The organism is Bradyrhizobium sp. Kon37 (assembly GCF_055807535.1).
Genome location: NZ_JBVVOY010000030.1, coordinates 1 through 17,028, shown reverse-complemented (window position 1 = coordinate 17,028; position 17,028 = coordinate 1). Strand labels below are relative to the sequence as shown.

The following is a 17,028-nucleotide window of genomic DNA, read 5'->3' as shown; positions in this document are numbered from 1 at the left end:
CATTATCAAACCGGGGAAGGAGGGCGTCAACCGCTTGCGGATTCGGCGCTATCGCGACAATTGACCGCGACGCATGGGCATGTTGCGGGGGGAATAAACGGGCGGTCACGATTGCACGCGATGCATTCTGGTTGTCATTGCGGCTGCACCTTAGGGCAGCCATGGCGACAACAATGTGATTGGTCTCACATTGCGGACGGGCCTCCTTCGCAAGCTCAGGTGTTTGACCTTTGCGGTGGACGATGGCTTGTTGCGATCAATCGCTCCTGAAGGTGCATCCACAAAAGAGCAAGATCTAATCATGGGAAACGCCTACGAAATCTACGCCCTGCGCTATGCGACGATGTCGCCGCGCACGCCCCACATGAACTTCCTCGCGCCCGACCCGCATGACAGCGCGGCGCAGGACCTCGACTATTTCGTCTGGCTGATCCGCGGCAACGGCCGCGACATCCTGGTCGATACCGGCTTCAATGCCGAGGAAGCGTCCACGCGGGCCCGCAAGCTGACACTCAACCCGGTCGACGCGCTGGAGCGCTTTGGTATCGCGGCGTCGAGCATTCGCGACATCATCGTGACGCATCTGCATTACGACCATGCCGGCAATCTGGACCGCTTCCCAAACGCGCGCTTCCATATCCAGGAGCGCGAGATGGCCTACGCGACGGGGCGCTGCATGTGCAACGGACTGCTGCGACATCCGTTCTCGGTCGAGCACGTCACCCAGATGGTCCGCCATGTCTATGGCGAGCGCGTCAATTTCTATTCCGGCGACGGCGAGGTCGCGCCCGGCGTCACCGTGCACCGCGTCGGCGGCCATTCGGACGGCCTGCAGGTGGTGAAGGTCGAGACTGCGCGCGGGCCCGTGGTGCTGGCGTCCGATGCCGCGCATTATTACGCCAATCTCCAGCGCCGGAGCCCGTTCCCGATCGTCTACAATGTCGGCGACATGGCGGTTGGCTGGGAGACGATCGAGCGTCTCGCCGGCCATCCTGACCGGTTCATTCCTGGCCACGATCCGATCGTGACCGAAATCTATCCGCGCGCCAGCGACGAGGGCGATGTCTGGGCGCTGCATCTGCCGCCGTCGCGGTCGTTTGCAAAGTGATCAATACGCCTGCTTGGCGTCGGCCTCCTCGCTGGTCTGAATCAAATCGAGGCTCTGTTCGATCTTGCCGAGCAGTGTCGACAGCTGTTTGCGCTCCTGCGCGGAGAGGCAGGCGAGAATCTCGTCTTCCCGCCGCAGCAATTGCGGAAACAGCTCCTCGTAGAGCGTGCGGCCTTTCCTTGTCAGCCGCAGGCGGAATTCGCGGCGATCGGCTTCGTTCTCGACGCGCTCGATCAAACCCTCTTGCAGCAACATGGTCACCGCGCGACTGATGGTGGATTTGTGCGTGCGGGTGCATTGCGCGACGTACTGCGCGCTGCAGGCATCGTTGCGGAAGCCGAGCGTCGCGATCACGCGCCAGGCCGGGATGTCGAGGCCGTGACGCTCCTGATATTCGACCGCGAGCGCGGAACTCACCTCCGCGGCGAGCCGGTTGAGGCGGAACGGCACGAACCTGAACAGGTCGAGCCGTTTTTTTGGTCGACGTGAAGCCTCATCGGCCTCGCGTGTCTTCAGCGCGATGTCGCTGGATGTCCTCGCCAAGGAGAGCGCTCCGAATTCCAGTTGACGGCCGGCCGGCTCCGGTCCAAAATAGTTGCACGTGAGACTATCTAGCAGATCAGTCCTCTTCTGACCAGAGCCGAGGTTAGCGCATGGCGCAGGCCAATACGCATCAGGCCAAAACCCAGTTCGGCTATCGCCGCCACCCCGATCAGGATCGTCCCGGCCAGAGCGCGGCCGAGCATCCCGTGGTGATCGTCGGCGCGGGCCCGGTCGGGCTGTCGCTGGCGATCGACCTTGCCCAGCGCGGCCAGCGCGTCGTCCTTCTGGATGATGCAGACCGCATTGGCGAGGGCTCTCGCGCGATCTGCTTCTCGAAACGTTCGCTGGAATATTGGGACCGGCTCGGCGTCGGCGACCGCATGGTCGACAAGGGCGTGGTCTGGAGCGTCGGCCGCATCTTCCACGGCGAGCAGCAGCTCTACCAGTTCAATCTGCTGCCGGACGACGGTCACAAGCGGCCGGCCTTCATCAATCTCCAGCAATATTACGCCGAAGCCTATCTGGTCGACCGCATCAGCGAGCTGCCCGAGATCAATCTGCGCTGGCGCAACAAGGTGACAGCGCTGGAGCGCCGCAACGATTCCGTCGCGCTGACGATCGAGACGCCGGAGGGCGCCTATCGCCTGCACGCGCAATATGTCGTCGCCTGCGACGGCGCGCGCTCCTCGCTGCGGCAGATGGTGGGCGCCGACTTCGCGGGACAGGTGTTCGAGGACCAGTTCCTGATCGCCGACGTCAAAATGACCGCGGAATTCCCGACCGAGCGCTGGTTCTGGTTCGATCCGCCGTTTCATGCCGGGCGGTCGGCGTTGCTGCACAGGCAGCCTGACGATGTCTGGCGCATCGACCTCCAGCTCAATCGCTATGCCGACCCCATCGTCGAGAAGAAGCCCGAGAATGTGCGGCCGCGGATTGCGCGCATGCTCGGCCACGACAAGTTCGAGTTCGAGTGGATCTCGCTCTACAAATTCCAGTGCCGGCGGATGGACCGCTTCGTCCATGGCCGCGTGATCTTTGCAGGCGATTCCGCGCACCAGGTCTCGCCGTTCGGCGCGCGCGGCGCCAATTCGGGACTCGAGGACGCCGAAAACCTGTCCTGGAAACTCGACCGCGTGCTGTGCGGCGCCTCACCCGCGAGCCTGCTCGAGAGTTATCATGTTGAGCGCAGCCTGGCGGCCGACGAGAACATCCGCGAATCCACCCGCTCGACCGATTTCATGGCGCCGAACTCGCATCAGGAAGCGCGGCTGCGCAAGGCGGTGCTGTCGCTGGCCAAGGAAACGGAGTTCGGCAAGCGCATGGTCAATGGCGGGCGGCTGTCGGTGCCGTGCAGCTATGACTCGCCGCTGTCATCGCCCGATGCGGATGCTTGGAGCGCTGGCCCGCTGCCGGGTTGCTCGATGCTCGATGCTCCCGTTACGACCCGCGCGGGCGAGCAAGCCTATTTGACGGATGCGTTCCGCAAGGGTGGAACGGACTTCACCTTGCTGTCGTTCAGCAATGGCGCGGCGATCGAGGCGCCTGTTGGTGTGAAGGACATCTGCATCGGCGGTGAGGACGGGCTCGCAGATCCGGCGGGGCTCACCGCAAAGCGCTATGACGCGGAGCCCGGCTCAGCCTACTTACTCAGGCCGGACGGCTATGTCGCGGCGCGCTTCCGCCACCCCACGCGCGCTGGCGTCGCGGCAGCGCTGTCACGCGCGCAGGGCTTGAATTGAATTGAGGATTCGCATGCCGCTCTCCACCAGCTCCAACTTCGCGCGGCCCGACGACGCCTTTCGCGCCATCGTGGAGGCGCATCGTGGCTTCACCGACGAGCAAAGCGCGGACTTCGACGCGGCGCTGGTGCTGATCCTTGCCAACCATATCGGCGATATCGACGTGCTGCGGGAGGCGATCCTGCTCGCCAAGCGGCGCATGATCGACGGCCAGCAGCAGCAACAACAGCAACAACAATAACCACAAAGTCTTGAAGGATGAATTGATGGCGAAGAACTTCGCATCCACCGGCGATCTTTCCGAGAAGAAGATCACCTTCTCCGAGATCGGCACCGATCTCTACGCCTTCACGGCGGAGGGCGATCCGAACACCGCGATCATCGTCGGCGACGACGGCTGCCTGGTGTTCGACGCGCAGTCAACGCCGGCGATGGCCAATAAGGTGATCGAGCGCGTCCGTACCGTCACCGACAAGCCGATCAAATATGTCGTGCTGTCGCATTATCACGCCGTGCGCGTGCTCGGTGCATCCGCCTACAAGGCGCAGGGCATCGTCGCCTCGCAGGAGACCTATCGTCTGATCGAGGAGCGTGGCCAGCAGGATTGGGATTCCGAATATGGCCGCTTTCCGCGCCTGTTTCAGGACGCATCGAGCATTCCCGGCCTGACCTGGCCGACTCTGACCTTCGAAGGCGAGATGTCGATCTATCTCGGCAAGCGCGAGGTGCGCCTGATGCAGCTTGGCGCCGGCCACACCTCCGGCGACATCGTCGCCTGGGTGCCCGATGCCGAGGTGATGTTCTCCGGTGACCTGATCGAATACCACTCGGCCTGCTATTGCGGCGACGCGCATTTGCGCGAATGGCCGCTGACGCTGAACGAGATCCGCAACCTCAATCCCAAGGCGATCGCGCCGGGCCGCGGGGATGCGTTGAAGGGTGTCGCCACCGTGCGCGAAGCCATTGCGATGACGCGCGACTTCGTCACCTCGCTCTATGGCGCCGCTGAAATCTCGGTCGCCAAGGGCCGCACGCTGAAGCAATCGATGGCAGCGACGCGCGAGGTCATGGATCCGAAATTTTCGAGCTTCGCCATCTACGAGCACTGTCTGCCGTTCAACGTGTCGCGTGCCTTCGACGAGGCGTCGGGAATCGACGATCCCGTGATCTGGACCGACAAGCGCGACCAGGAGATGTGGGCGGCCCTGCAAGGAGGAGGATCATGATGAACATCAATACCTCGCCCGATCAGATCATTCGCAGCACGGCCCAGGTCACGCCGGGCTACATGTCCGGCTTCGGCAACAGTTTTGAAACCGAAGCGCTGCCCGGCGCGCTGCCGATCGGGCGTAACTCGCCGCAGCGCTGTGCCTACGGCCTCTATGCCGAGCAGCTTTCCGGCTCGCCCTTCACTGCGCCGCGCGGCAGCAACGAGCGCTCCTGGCTCTATCGTATTCGCCCGTCAGTGAAACATTCGGGTCGCTTCGAGAAGGCCGACGGCGGCTTGTGGCGCTCGGCACCGTGCCATGAAAACGATCTGCCGATCGCGCAATTGCGTTGGGACCCGGCGCCGATCCCGAAGGAGGACATGACGTTCCTTCAGGGCGTGCAGACCATGACCACCGCGGGTGACGTCAACACCCAGGCCGGCATGGCCGCGCATGTCTATCTCATCACCAAGTCGATGGTGGACCAGCACTTCTACAATGCCGACGGCGAGCTGATGTTCGTGCTGCAGCAGGGCAATCTTCGCATCGTCACCGAGTTCGGCCGCATCGACGCCGAGCCCGGCGAGATCGTGGTGATCCCGCGTGGCGTCAAGTTCCGGGTGGAGATTGCGAACGGACCCGCGCGCGGCTATCTCTGCGAAAACTACGGCGGCGCCTTCACGCTGCCGGAGCGCGGGCCGATCGGCGCCAACTGTCTCGCCAATGCCCGCGACTTCCTGACACCGGTCGCGCACTACGAGGACAAGGACACGCCGACCGAGTTGTTCGTGAAATGGGGCGGATCGCTGTTCAAGACGCAGTTGCCCCACTCGCCGATCGACGTCGTCGCCTGGCACGGTAATTACGCGCCGTACAAATATGATCTGCGTAGCTTCTCGCCGGTCGGCGCGATCGGCTTCGATCATCCCGATCCCTCGATCTTCACCGTGCTGACCTCGCCGTCGGAGACCGCGGGCACGGCGAATATCGATTTCGTGATCTTCCCCGAGCGTTGGATGGTCGCCGACAACACCTTCCGCCCGCCTTGGTATCACATGAACATCATGAGCGAGTTCATGGGGCTGATCTACGGCGTCTACGACGCCAAGCCGCAAGGTTTCGTGCCGGGCGGCATGAGCCTGCACAATTGCATGCTGCCGCACGGCCCCGATCGCGATGCCTTCGAGCACGCCAGCAACGGCGAGCTGAAGCCGGTCAAGCTGACCGGCACCATGGCCTTCATGTTCGAGACCCGCTACGCGCAACGCGTCACCGCGCACGCCGCGAATTCCGCGACGTTGCAGGACGACTACGCGGATTGCTGGAAGGGCCTGGAAAAGCGGTTCGATCCGAGCAAGCCGTAACGTTCTTCCCCTCTCCCCTTGTGGGAGAGGGTGGCTCGCCGCGCAGCGGCGAGACGGGTGAGGGGTTCTATCCGCGCGTGAACCTCTCTCCTTTGGACTCGCGGACAGATACCCCTCATCCGGCGCTTCGCGCCACCTTCTCCCACAAGGGGAGAAGGGAAAAGACCGAGCCAAGTAATGTCCCATCCCAACGATCCCAGCCTCCACTCCTTCATCGACGTCGATCCCGCCTCCGACTTTCCGATCCAGAACCTGCCTTACGGCGTGTTCTCGACCGCGGCCAATCCGACGCCGCGCGTCGGCGTGGCGATCGGCGACTATGTGCTCGATCTCTGGGAGCTCGAGCAGGATTCGCGGCTCGACGTCGGCCCGCTTGGCGTGTTCTCGACGCCGTCGCTCAATGCTTTCATGGCGTTGGGGCCAAAGGTCTGGGCGAAGACGCGGGCGCGGATCAGCGAGCTGCTGCGCCATGATCATCCGGAACTGCGCGACAACGAGGAGCTGCGCAAGCAGGCGCTGGTGCTGATGCGCGATGCGAAATTGCATCTGCCATTCGCGGTCTCCGGCTACACCGATTTCTATTCGTCGAAAGAACACGCCACCAATGTCGGCGTGATGTTCCGTGGCAAGGACAATGCGCTGCAGCCGAACTGGCTCCATATGCCGATCGCCTACAACGGCCGTGCCTCGACCGTCGTGGTCTCCGGCACCAAGGTGAAGCGCCCGCGCGGGCAGCTCAAGCCGCCCAATGTGGAGGCACCGAGCTTCGGACCGTGCAAGCGGCTCGATTTCGAGCTGGAGATGGGTGTCGTGATCGGCCAGCCCTCAGCCATGGGCGGCATGCTCACGGAGCAGCAAGCCGAGGAGATGATCTTCGGCTTCGTGCTGCTCAATGATTGGAGCGCGCGCGATATTCAGCAATGGGAATATGTGCCGCTCGGCCCGTTCCTGGCCAAGGCGTTCGCGACCTCGATCAGCCCGTGGGTGGTGACGCGCGAGGCGCTGGAGCCGTTTCGCCTGAGCGGGCCGGAGCAGGAGCCGGTGCCGCTCGACCACCTCAAGCAGGGCAAGCCGCAGAACTACGAGCTTGAGCTCGAGGTCTCCTTGCGCGCCGCCGGAGCCAACGCGCCCGCCGGCATCAGCCGCACCAATTTCAAGTACATGTACTGGTCCTCGGTGCAGCAACTGATGCACCACGCCTCCTCCGGCTGCGCCATGAATGTCGGAGATCTCCTGGGCAGCGGCACCATTTCCGGCCCGGAGAAGAACCAGCGCGGCAGCCTGCTGGAGATCAGCTGGAACGGCACCGAGCCGGTCGAATTGCCCGGCGGCATCAAACGGTCATTCCTGGAAGACGGCGACAGCCTCGTCATGCGCGGCTGGTGTCAGGGCGAGGGCTATCGCGTCGGTTTTGGTGAGGTCGAAGGGACGATTCTGGCGGCGGAGTAGGGCGCCGCCGCTCCCACAAACTCCGTCGTTGCGAGCGTAGCGAAGCAATCCAGAATCTTTCCGCAGCGGCAGCCTGGATTGCTTCGTCGCAAGGGCTCCTCGCAATGACGTGGGGAGAGAGCCTACCGCTTCTCCGGCGGGACCTCGCGTATCCGAGCGCAATGCGCCGCGACGTCCTCCGGGCTGTACTTCAGATGCACCCGCTTGTCCGACGGCGCCTGGTTGGTCGTGCACACGCCCGGTCGCCATTGCTGCGTTGGCCTGACCGGGCGCGGCGCAAAACCGCCGCCGCAGTTCGGGCAGACGTTGGAGAGTTTCGTCTCCACGCAGTCCGCACAGAAGGTGCATTCATAGGAGCAGATCCGCGCATCGGTTGCGTTCGGCGGCAGGTCGCGGTCGCAATATTCGCAGTTCGGTCGAAGCTGAAGGGCCATGGCTCAGTCTCCGCAGATTGGCCGGGATCATCGCAGATCGCACACGCAGCGCGAATGCCGGATTTCCCTCGATTTCAGCCTGGTTTGATTTCTTTCAGCGGTAGACGCGTGCTTTCCTTCAGCCGGTCGAGCACGATCGACGAGCGCACATGCGCCACGCTCTGGTGCGGCATCAGCACGTCGTTGACGAGATTGGAGAGACCCTTCAGGTCGCGCAGCACGGCTTTCAGCACATAATCGGCGTCGCCGGTGAGCGAATAGGCCTCCTGGATCTCGTCGATTCGATTGACCAGCGCTCGGAAGCGTTTCGAATTGTCCGGCGAGTGCGTCGCCAGCGTCACCTGGATGAAGGCAACCACGCCGAAGCCCAGCGCCTCGCTGGAGAGATCGGCATGGTAGCCCGATATCACCTTCTCCTCTTCCAGCCGCATCCGTCGCCGCGAGCATTGCGAGGCCGAGAGTCCCGCGAGGTCGGCGAGTTCCTGATTGGTGAGGCGGCCGTCGTCCTGCAGCGCGCCCAGGATCTTGAGGTCGAAGGCATCCACAAAAGTCATGCGCAATTGTCCGGTTTTATGCACAGATCGTGCGCAAGATAGCCAAACAGCGTCCCATTTGCACGCTCATTGCAGGCGCCATGAAGGATAGTTCCTGGCAGCAGCAATTTGGGAGAGCACCATGGGTCCGTTTCCGCACGATGCACCGCCGGCCACGATCAGTGCCGACAATCCGATGGGCACCGACGGGTTCGAATTCGTCGAATATGCGCATCCCGATCCGGAACAGCTGCACGCGCTGTTCAAGCTGATGGGCTATGCGCCCGTGGCGCGCCACAGAACGAAGAAGATCACGGTCTATCGCCAGGGTGACATCAACTATCTCGTCAACGAGGAGCCCGGCACCCAGGGTCACGATTTCGTCGCCGCGCACGGCCCCTGTGCGCCGTCGATGGCGTTTCGCGTCGTCGATGCCAAGAAGACGTATGACCGTGCGTTATCGCTCGGTGCCGAACCTGCGGATGTGTCCTCCGCTCAGAAGACGCTCGACGTCCCCGCCATCAAGGGCATCGGCGGCAGCCTGCTCTATTTCGTCGATCGTTACGGCGCCAAGGGTTCGGCCTATGACAGTGAGTTCGAATGGCTCGGCGCGCGCGATCCACGTCCCGCCGGTGCCGGCCTGTTCTATCTCGATCACCTCACCCACAACGTCCATCGCGGCCGCATGGACGTGTGGACCGGCTTCTACGAGAAACTCTTCAACTTCCGCCAGATCCGCTTCTTCGACATCGAGGGCCGCGCCTCCGGCCTGTTCTCGCGCGCATTGACCAGCCCCGACGGCAAGATCCGGATTCCGATCAACGAGGACGCCGGCGATTCCGGCCAGATCGAGGAATATCTCAATATCTATCGCGGCGAGGGCATCCAGCACATCGCCTGCGGCTGCCGCGATATCTACCGCACCATCGAGGACTTGCGCGAAGCCGGCCTGCCCTTCATGCCGGCGCCGCCAAACACCTATTTTGAGCGGATCGACGCGCGGTTGCCGAAGCATGGCGAGGACCTCGCGCGCCTGCAGAAGAACGGCATCCTGATCGACGGCGAGGGTGTCGTCGACGGCGGCCAGACCAAGGTGCTGCTGCAGATCTTCTCGGCCAACGCGATCGGCCCCATCTTCTTCGAGTTCATCCAGCGCAAGGGCGACGACGGTTTTGGCGAGGGCAATTTCAAGGCGCTGTTCGAGTCGATTGAGGAGGATCAGATCCGGCGTGGGGTGCTGAAGGTGGATGCGGCGTAGGCCGCGCTACCTTAAGGCACGCCGCGACGTCAAAAGCAGCCGTCGTCCTGGCGAAAGCCAGGACCCATTACCCCAGGGAGCGGTTGTTGGGCGGACTGGTAACTCCGGGTCTTCGTCAAACCACGTTCGGTGGCTATGGGTCCTGGCTTTCGCCAGGACGACCCGGAGTGTGGTGCGGCAGCGGAGAATCTTGCAGCCCCTAACGCCCGGCTTGCCAAGCCTTCGTCACTTCGCCGATCTCCGCCCCTTCCGGCTCGCGCACCGCCGACGGCGTGCGCAAAAAGCGCGGCGCCGGCGCGGGCTGCTTCACGCCATGGCGTTCGATAAAGACGTTGCGGGCGACCATATGCGGATGCTCGGTCGCTTCCGACATGGTCAGCACCGGCGCAAAGCAGATGTCGGTGCCTTCCATGATCTTGCACCAGTCCTCGCGCGTCTTGCTCTTGAACACCGTCTTCAGTTTTTCCTTCAGCGCGGGCCAGGCCTTGCGGTCCATCTGCGCATCGAAATCGGCGTCGGTCAGGCCGGCGTGCTCGCGCAGCAGCGCGTAGAACTGCGGCTCGATCGAGCCGATCGAGACGAAATGGCCGCAGGCGCATTCGTAGACGCCGTAGAAATGCGCGCCGCCGTCGAGGAAGTTCTCGTTGCGGCCTTCGGTCCAGCGGCCGAGCGTGGTCATGTCGAAGAAGAACGACATCAGCGATGCCGCGCCGTCGCACATCGCGGCATCGACGACCTGACCCTTGCCCGACCGCGAGGCCTCCAGCAGTGCGGCAAGCACGCCGACGACGAGGTAGAGCGCGCCGCCGCCGAAATCACCGACCAAATTGAGCGGCGGCACCGGCGTCTCCTTGGTGCCGATCGCGGCGAGCGCGCCGGTGATGGAGATGTAGTTGATGTCGTGGCCGGCGGCATTGGCGAGCGGGCCTTGCTGGCCCCAGCCGGTCATGCGGCCGTAGACCAGCTTCGGATTGCGTGCGAGCACCACGTCAGGCCCGAGGCCGAGCCGCTCCATCACACCGGGACGAAAACCCTCGACCAGCGCGTCGGCATTCGCAAGCAGATCGAGCACCTCCGCGATCGCCGTCTTGTCCTTGAGGTCGAGTTCGACCACCTTGCGGCCGCGGCCCGCGACCGACTTCATGCTCTTCCTGGCGCCGACACGATCGAGCGTGACGATTTCGGCACCCATGTCGGCCAGCATCATGCAGGCGAACGGGCCGGGTCCAATGCCAGCAAATTCGACGATGCGGAAACCTGCGAGCGGGCCGGAGGTGCGAACGGAGGAGGTGGGGGCTGATTTGTCGAGCACGTCGTTGTTTCCTCGGGTCGCGGGCGGATGCCGATTGTTCGGCAATCGCCTCGGACATTCCTCTGTGGGCGAGTTAATTGGCTGATTAACTTTTCTCGCCTTCACGCCAGCGAGGCAAGCGCTTTTCGTGCCGCACGGCCAAAATAAAACGGCGCGCACCGAAGTGCGCGCCGCGGAAGATTTGCGTCGAGGCGCTAAGGCGCGATGATCAGCGAGCGGCAGCCACCGCGCGCTGCGCCATCACCTTGATGAGGTTGGCGCGGTACTCCGCCGTGCCGTGGATGTCGGCCAGCAGATTGCTCGCCGAGATGCTCACGCCGTCGATCGCCGACGGCGACCAATTCGCCTTCAGTGCCGTTTCGATGGCCGGGACGCGCATCACGCCGCTTTGCGAGGCGCCGGTGGCGGCTACCCGAATCTCGCCCGACTTCGTCTGCGCGACGAACACGCCGGTCAGCGCGAAGCGAGACGCAGGGTGGCGCATCTTTTCGTAGCCTGCCTTCGCCGGAACCGGGAACGATACGGCGGTGATGAGCTCGCCGTCCTCCAGCGCCGTCGTGAACATGCCCTGGAAGAAGTCATCCGCCGTGATCGACCGCTTGTTGGTCTTCACGGTGGCGCCGAGCGCGAGCAGCGCGGCGGGAAAATCCGCCGCGGGATCGTTGTTGGCGATCGAGCCGCCGATCGTGCCGCGATAGCGCACGGCGGGGTCGCCGAGCACCGAGGTGAGATAGGCGATTGCGGGGATCGCCTTTTTCACATCGGCATTCTGCATGATGTCGAAATAGATCGTGCCGGCCTTGATGGTCAGCACGTCGCCCGAGAGCTCGACGCCCTGCAGCTCCTTGATCTTGCCGAGGTCGATGACGTCGGACGGACTGGCGAGGCGTTGCTTCATCACCGGCAGCAGCGTCTGGCCGCCGGCGAGGAACTTTGCTTCGCTGCTCTTGGAGAACAGGGCGACGGCTTCGTCAACCGAGGACGCGCGATGATAAACGGTCTGGTACATCTTCGTTCCTCCCTTAAGCCGCGTGGATCGTGCGCCACACCCTGTCAGGGGTTGCGGGCATTTCCAGATTGTTCTTGCCGATCGCATCCGTGATCGCATTGATCACGGCCGCAGAGGCGCCGATCGCGCCGGCCTCACCGCAACCCTTGATGCCGAGCGGATTGCCCGGGCACAGCGTCGTGGTGTGGGAGAGCTTGAACGAGGGAACGTCGTCGGCGCGCGGCATGGCGTAGTCCATGAACGAGGCCGTGACCGGCTGCCCGTTGGCGTCGTAGATCGCGTGCTCGAGCAACGCTTGTCCGATGCCTTGCACCAGGCCGCCATGGACCTGGCCCTCGACGATCATCGGGTTGATCAGCCGGCCGAAATCGTCGGCCGCGACGAAGTTGACGAAAGATGTCTTGCCGGTGCCGGGATCGACCTCGAGCTCGCAGATATAGGTGCCGGCCGGGAAGGTGAAGTTGGTCGGGTCATAGAAGGCACTCTCCTTCAGGCCCGGCTCCATCCCGTCAGGCAGATTATGCGCGGTGTAGGCCGCGAGCGCGACCATCGGGAAGGCGATCGCCTTGTCGGTCCCGGCCACCTTGAACTCGCCGTTCTCGATGACGATGTCGCCTTCCGAGGCTTCCAGCGCGTGCGCGGCGATCTTCTTGGCTTTGGATTCCATCTTCTCCATCGCCTTCAGGATCGCGGTGAGGCCGACGGCCGCGGAGCGCGAGCCGTAGGTGCCCATGCCGAACTGCACCTTGTCGGTGTCGCCATGGACGATCGAGACCTGGCTGATGGGAACGCCGAGGCGCTCCGCAACGAGCTGGCAGAACGTGGTCTCGTGACCCTGGCCGTGGCTGTGTGATCCCGTCAGGACCTCGATGGTGCCGACCGGGTTGACGCGGACTTCGGCGGATTCCCAAAGACCGACGCCGGCGCCCAGGCTGCCGACCGCCTTCGACGGCGCGATGCCGCAGGCCTCGATGTAGCAGGACACACCGATGCCGCGCAGCTTGCCGTCGGCCTTCGCCTTGGCCTTGCGCCCGGCAAAGCCGGCATAGTCGATCGCCTTCATCGCGGCATCGAGCGAGGCATTAAAGTCGCCGGTGTCATAAGCCATGATCACCGGCGTCTGGTGCGGGAACTGGGTGATGAAGTTGGTCCGGCGCAGGGCGGCCGGATCGACCTTCAACTGCCGCGCCGCCGTCTCCATCAGACGTTCGATCAGATAGCTCGCCTCGGGGCGGCCGGCGCCGCGATAGGCGTCGACCGGCGTGGTGTTGGTGTAGACCCCGACCACCTCGGCATGGATCGCCGGGATGTTGTACTGGCCCGACAGCAGCGTCGCGTAGAGATAGGTCGGCACCGAGGACGAGAACAGCGACATGTAGGCGCCGAAATTGGCGTAGGTCTTCACCTTCAATCCGGTGATCTTGTTGTTGGCGTCGAACGCCATCTCGGCATGGGTGACGTGGTCGCGGCCATGCGCATCGGTGAGAAAGGCTTCGGTGCGGTCGCCGGTCCATTTCACGGGACGGCCGACCTTCTTCGAGGCCCACAGCGCCACCATTTCTTCGGGGTAGATGAAGATCTTCGAGCCGAAGCCGCCGCCGACGTCGGGCGCGATCACGCGCAGTTTATGCTCGGGTGCGATGTTGTAGAACGCCGACAGCACCAAGCGGGCGACGTGCGGATTCTGCGACGTCGTGTAGAGCGTGAAGTGCTCTTCCGCCGAATCGTAATCGGCGATCGCGGCGCGCGGCTCCATTGCGTTCGGCGCGAGGCGGTTGTTGGTGACGTCGAGCTTCACCACGTTGGCGGCCTTGGCGAAGGCAGCATCCGTGGCGCCCTCGTCGCCGATCACCCAGTCATAGACCTGGTTGCCGGGAGCTTCGGGATGCAGCTGCGGCGCACCGGACTTGATCGCGGCGTGGACGTCGGCGACCGCGGGCAGCTCTTCGTAATTCACGACCACGGCTTCGGCCGCGTCGCGTGCGAGATTTTTGGTCTCGGCGATCACGACTGCGACGGCCTGACCGACGAAGCGCACCGTCTCCGGCGCCATTGCCGGCCATGCGCCCATCTTCATCGGGCTGCCGTCCTTGGAGGTGATGGCCCAGCCGCAGATGAGGTTGCCGACCTTGTCGTCGACGATCTCCTGTCCCGTCAGCACCGCGACCACGCCCGGCATCTTCAGCGCGGCGGAGGAATCGATTCCCTTCACCTTGGCATGCGCGTGCGGGCTGCGGATGAAATGGGCATGGGTCATGCCCTGCAATTTGATGTCGTCGACGTAGCGGCCCTTGCCGGTAATGAAACGCTTGTCTTCCTTGCGCACGACGCTCGCGCCAATGCCTTCAACACCCATGTCTGGTCCTCCCGACCGGAATTTATCTTGACCGCGCTTTCCCTCGAAAGCGGCGGCGATCGTTCTTGTTCGAGGCGGGCCGCTTACTCGGCCGCCTGCGAGACCTTCATGCGGCCTGCCGCGTCCAGCACGGCTTTGACGATGTTGTGGTAGCCGGTGCAGCGGCAGATATTGCCTTCGAGCTCGTGGCGGACGGTGGCCTCGTCGAGCTGGCCACCATGGCGGTGCACGATGTCGATGGCCGACATGATCATGCCCGGCGTGCAATAGCCGCACTGCAGGCCGTGATTGTCGCGGAAGGCCGCCTGCATCGGGTGCAGCTCGTCGCCCTTGGCGATGCCTTCGATCGTGGTGATGCTGGCGCCATCGGCCTGGCCCGCCAGCATGGTGCAGGATTTGACCGCCTTGCCGTCCATATGGACGACGCAGGCGCCGCACTGGCTGGTGTCGCAGCCGACATGGGTTCCGGTGAGGTTGAGGTGATCGCGCAGCAGCTGAACAAGCAGCGTGCGGTCCTCGACGTCAACGGCAACAGCCTTGCCGTTCACCGTCAGTTTGACTGTAGACACGGTTGAAGTCCTCCCGGGGTAGATTTTGATTGTTTCTAATTAGAGACAGCGACCCGGAACTTTGCAACTACGATTTTGGTCGCCCGCGTCATGGAAAAGTCATTGATCCGGAATGGTCAGCACTGATTGAGGAGGCCGAGGCGACCGGATCGGGCGCGGCGGCGGGCCGCGGCTGGGATGCCAGCCTCTATATGTCTAAGGGGTCCGCCTTGGCCGATAGAGCTGAAACTCTGCGGGCGCACCGAATTTACCGCCCCTTATCGATTCTGCCTTAGTTTTGCGCAGCCAGGTCAGGGGGCGGGGCGCCACCGGATCTCGGCTGAATGAAAATGGGGGTGGGAATGTCCGGGCGTATCGCGTCGTCGTCGAAGCGCACAATAATGCCGACCCTCAGGTTCCGCGCCAAGATCATTCTGGGCTTTGCCGCGGTGCTGGTGATCTCCGCCGGCAGCATGGCTTTCTCCTATTTTGGCTTCGAGCGGGTCTCGTCCGGGGTCGGGTCCTACCGCAGCAGCGTCACCGAGGCCGATCTCGCCCGTAATATCGACCGGGAGCTGCTCGCCTATCGCTCGGCCGTCAAATATTTCGTCGTCACCGGCAAGGAGGACGACGCCAAGACGGCGCTGGACGCGGAGACCGGCTTGAAGGGCGCCATCGACCAGGCGGTCAAAAGCGCCAAGAAGCCGGCGCGCCAGGAGAGCCTGGGCAAGCTCGCCAAGGAGTTCTCCAACTTCTCCGCGACCTTCGCAAAAGTCCTCCAGGCCAAGCGTGACAGCGCGCTGCTGGTGCAGAACCAGCTCCTGCGCAACGCCAACCTCCTGAAATACAAGCTCGACGACATCGGTAACAATGCTTCCGATTCCGAGGCGCAGGCGATCGAGTTCGGGACCAAGCAGGTCAACGCCCAGTTCCAGACCGCGAACGCGGCAGCGACCAATTTCGTGCTGACATCCGACCAGGCGATCGCGACCAGCGCGCTGGCGCGGCTGAAATTCGTCGAGAACTCGCTCAACGCGGTCTATTCCATGGACGACAAGATCGTCGCCGGCCTGAAGGACGCCAAGGATTTGCTCGGTGCCTATCGGACATCGCTGGAGAAGCTTATCGCCAATGCCAAAATGATCGACGATCTCGTCACCGAGATGAGCGGCTCGGCCGGCGCGATCCTTCAGGGCGCCACCGCCATGAAGGCGGACCTCGTTGCCGAACAGCAGCGGCTGGAGTCCGAATCGGAAGCGACCATCGGGAAGACCGAGCAACTGGTGCTGATGCTGGCCGTCGGCGGCACGCTGCTCGGCGCGATCCTCGCTTTCCTGCTCGGCACCGGCATTTCGCGTCCGATGATCGCGATGTGCAAGGCGATGCGCGAGCTTGCCTCGGGCAATTTCGAGGTCGTGCTGCCAGGCCTGGGCCGCAAGGACGAGATCGGCGAGATGGCCGGCGCGGTAGAAGAATTCAAAGTGCAGGCCGTGGCTCTGGCCGAGCGCGACGCCGCCGCCAACGAAGCTCAGAACAAGGAAGCGAGCGCTGCTCGCCGTTCCGAGCTGATCCGCTTCGCCGACGATTTCGAGAGCGCGGTCGGTGCCATCGTCTCCAACGTCTCGGCCTCCGCCGTGCAGCTGGAATCGGCGGCCTCGACCCTGACCCGCACCGCCGAGACCACCCAGAGCCTGTCGAGCCAGGTCGCCGACGTCTCCGAGCAGGCCTCCAGCAACATGCAGTCGGTCGCGACCGCGACGGAAGAGCTCTCGGCCTCGGTCGAGGAGATCGGCCGCCAGGTCCGCGATTCCAGCCGCATTGCCGAGGCTGCCGTGGTGCAGGCAAAGGAGACCGATAACCGCATCGGCAAGCTCTCGCATGCCGCCCAGCAGATCGGCGAAGTGGTCAAGCTCATCACGGCGATCGCCGAGCAGACCAATCTTCTGGCGCTCAACGCGACCATCGAGGCGGCACGCGCCGGCGAAGCCGGCCGCGGCTTTGCAGTGGTCGCCAGCGAAGTGAAGTCGCTGGCGAGCCAGACCGCAAAGGCCACCGACGAGATCTCCTCGCACATCACGGGCATGCAAGGCGCCACCGCCGAGTCGGTTGCGGCGATCAAGGAGATCGGCGCGACCATCGGCCAGATCTCGTCGATCTCGACGTCGAT

At 63.7% G+C, this 17,028-nt stretch carries 15 protein-coding genes; 8 read left to right on the top strand and 7 right to left on the bottom strand.

What is annotated here, in order from left to right:
* Positions 1-301 precede the first annotated feature (301 nt).
* Positions 302-1,108: an N-acyl homoserine lactonase family protein gene (locus AC0L3J_RS32960; RefSeq protein WP_473349835.1), complete on the top strand. Its 807-nt coding sequence runs from the start codon at positions 302-304 to the stop codon at positions 1,106-1,108.
* Here AC0L3J_RS32960 and AC0L3J_RS32955 read toward each other — a convergent pair whose 3' ends face one another.
* Complete coding sequence (locus tag AC0L3J_RS32955) at positions 1,109-1,651, bottom strand: MarR family winged helix-turn-helix transcriptional regulator (RefSeq protein ID WP_473349834.1); 543 nt, start codon at positions 1,649-1,651, stop codon at positions 1,109-1,111.
* Between the two features lie 110 nt (positions 1,652-1,761).
* On the opposite strand from AC0L3J_RS32955, the gene AC0L3J_RS32950 reads away from it, so the two are divergent.
* The 5 genes from AC0L3J_RS32950 (at position 1,762) to fahA (ending at position 7,411) form a co-directional block, all read left to right on the top strand.
* On the top strand, positions 1,762-3,390 hold the full coding sequence (locus AC0L3J_RS32950; RefSeq protein ID WP_473349833.1) for an FAD-dependent oxidoreductase: 1,629 nt from the start codon (positions 1,762-1,764) through the stop codon (positions 3,388-3,390).
* Between the two features lie 13 nt (positions 3,391-3,403).
* Positions 3,404-3,631 (top strand): DUF2783 domain-containing protein, encoded by a 228-nt coding sequence (locus tag AC0L3J_RS32945; protein WP_247396352.1) that lies wholly within the window; start codon positions 3,404-3,406, stop codon positions 3,629-3,631.
* A 25-nt stretch (positions 3,632-3,656) separates the two neighbouring features.
* Positions 3,657-4,616, top strand: coding sequence for an MBL fold metallo-hydrolase (locus AC0L3J_RS32940; protein WP_473349832.1), 960 nt, complete (start codon positions 3,657-3,659; stop codon positions 4,614-4,616).
* The gene (gene hmgA, locus AC0L3J_RS32935) at positions 4,616-5,962 is read left to right on the top strand and encodes a homogentisate 1,2-dioxygenase (protein ID WP_473294986.1); all 1,347 of its coding nucleotides are present in this window, start codon (positions 4,616-4,618) and stop codon (positions 5,960-5,962) included. The genes AC0L3J_RS32940 and hmgA overlap by 1 nt, the downstream gene beginning before the upstream one ends.
* Positions 5,963-6,139: 177 nt before the next feature.
* On the top strand, positions 6,140-7,411 hold the full coding sequence (gene fahA / locus AC0L3J_RS32930) for a fumarylacetoacetase (RefSeq protein ID WP_473349831.1): 1,272 nt from the start codon (positions 6,140-6,142) through the stop codon (positions 7,409-7,411).
* Between the two features lie 122 nt (positions 7,412-7,533).
* On the opposite strand, the gene AC0L3J_RS32925 is transcribed toward fahA, so the two are convergent.
* Together AC0L3J_RS32925 and AC0L3J_RS32920 are read right to left on the bottom strand one after the other, a co-directional pair.
* On the bottom strand, positions 7,534-7,845 hold the full coding sequence (locus AC0L3J_RS32925; RefSeq protein WP_473349830.1) for a DUF1272 domain-containing protein: 312 nt from the start codon (positions 7,843-7,845) through the stop codon (positions 7,534-7,536).
* Between the two features lie 74 nt (positions 7,846-7,919).
* Entirely contained in the window at positions 7,920-8,399 is a 480-nt protein-coding gene (locus tag AC0L3J_RS32920) for an Lrp/AsnC family transcriptional regulator (protein WP_473349829.1), read from the bottom strand.
* Between the two features lie 121 nt (positions 8,400-8,520).
* Between AC0L3J_RS32920 and hppD the strand changes: the two genes are divergently transcribed.
* A complete protein-coding gene (hppD, locus tag AC0L3J_RS32915; protein WP_473349828.1) occupies positions 8,521-9,636 on the top strand; it encodes a 4-hydroxyphenylpyruvate dioxygenase in 1,116 nt (371 codons plus the stop codon).
* A gap of 199 nt (positions 9,637-9,835) precedes the next feature.
* Here the strand turns inward: hppD and AC0L3J_RS32910 are convergent, their stop codons facing one another.
* The 4 genes from AC0L3J_RS32910 to AC0L3J_RS32895 form a co-directional block, all read right to left on the bottom strand.
* Positions 9,836-10,948, bottom strand: coding sequence for a CaiB/BaiF CoA transferase family protein (locus AC0L3J_RS32910; RefSeq protein WP_473349827.1), 1,113 nt, complete (start codon positions 10,946-10,948; stop codon positions 9,836-9,838).
* A gap of 208 nt (positions 10,949-11,156) precedes the next feature.
* Positions 11,157-11,957 carry an FAD binding domain-containing protein gene (locus AC0L3J_RS32905; protein ID WP_473349826.1) on the bottom strand — a complete coding sequence of 267 codons (801 nt, stop codon included), beginning with the start codon at positions 11,955-11,957 and terminating at the stop codon, positions 11,157-11,159.
* A gap of 13 nt (positions 11,958-11,970) precedes the next feature.
* Positions 11,971-14,313, bottom strand: coding sequence for a xanthine dehydrogenase family protein molybdopterin-binding subunit (locus AC0L3J_RS32900; protein WP_473349825.1), 2,343 nt, complete (start codon positions 14,311-14,313; stop codon positions 11,971-11,973).
* A gap of 83 nt (positions 14,314-14,396) precedes the next feature.
* The gene (locus tag AC0L3J_RS32895) at positions 14,397-14,882 is read right to left on the bottom strand and encodes a (2Fe-2S)-binding protein (protein ID WP_027515099.1); all 486 of its coding nucleotides are present in this window, start codon (positions 14,880-14,882) and stop codon (positions 14,397-14,399) included.
* Between the two features lie 341 nt (positions 14,883-15,223).
* Between AC0L3J_RS32895 and AC0L3J_RS32890 the strand changes: the two genes are divergently transcribed.
* On the top strand, positions 15,224-17,028 hold a 1,805-nt coding region (locus AC0L3J_RS32890), incomplete at its 3' end, for a methyl-accepting chemotaxis protein (RefSeq protein ID WP_473349824.1).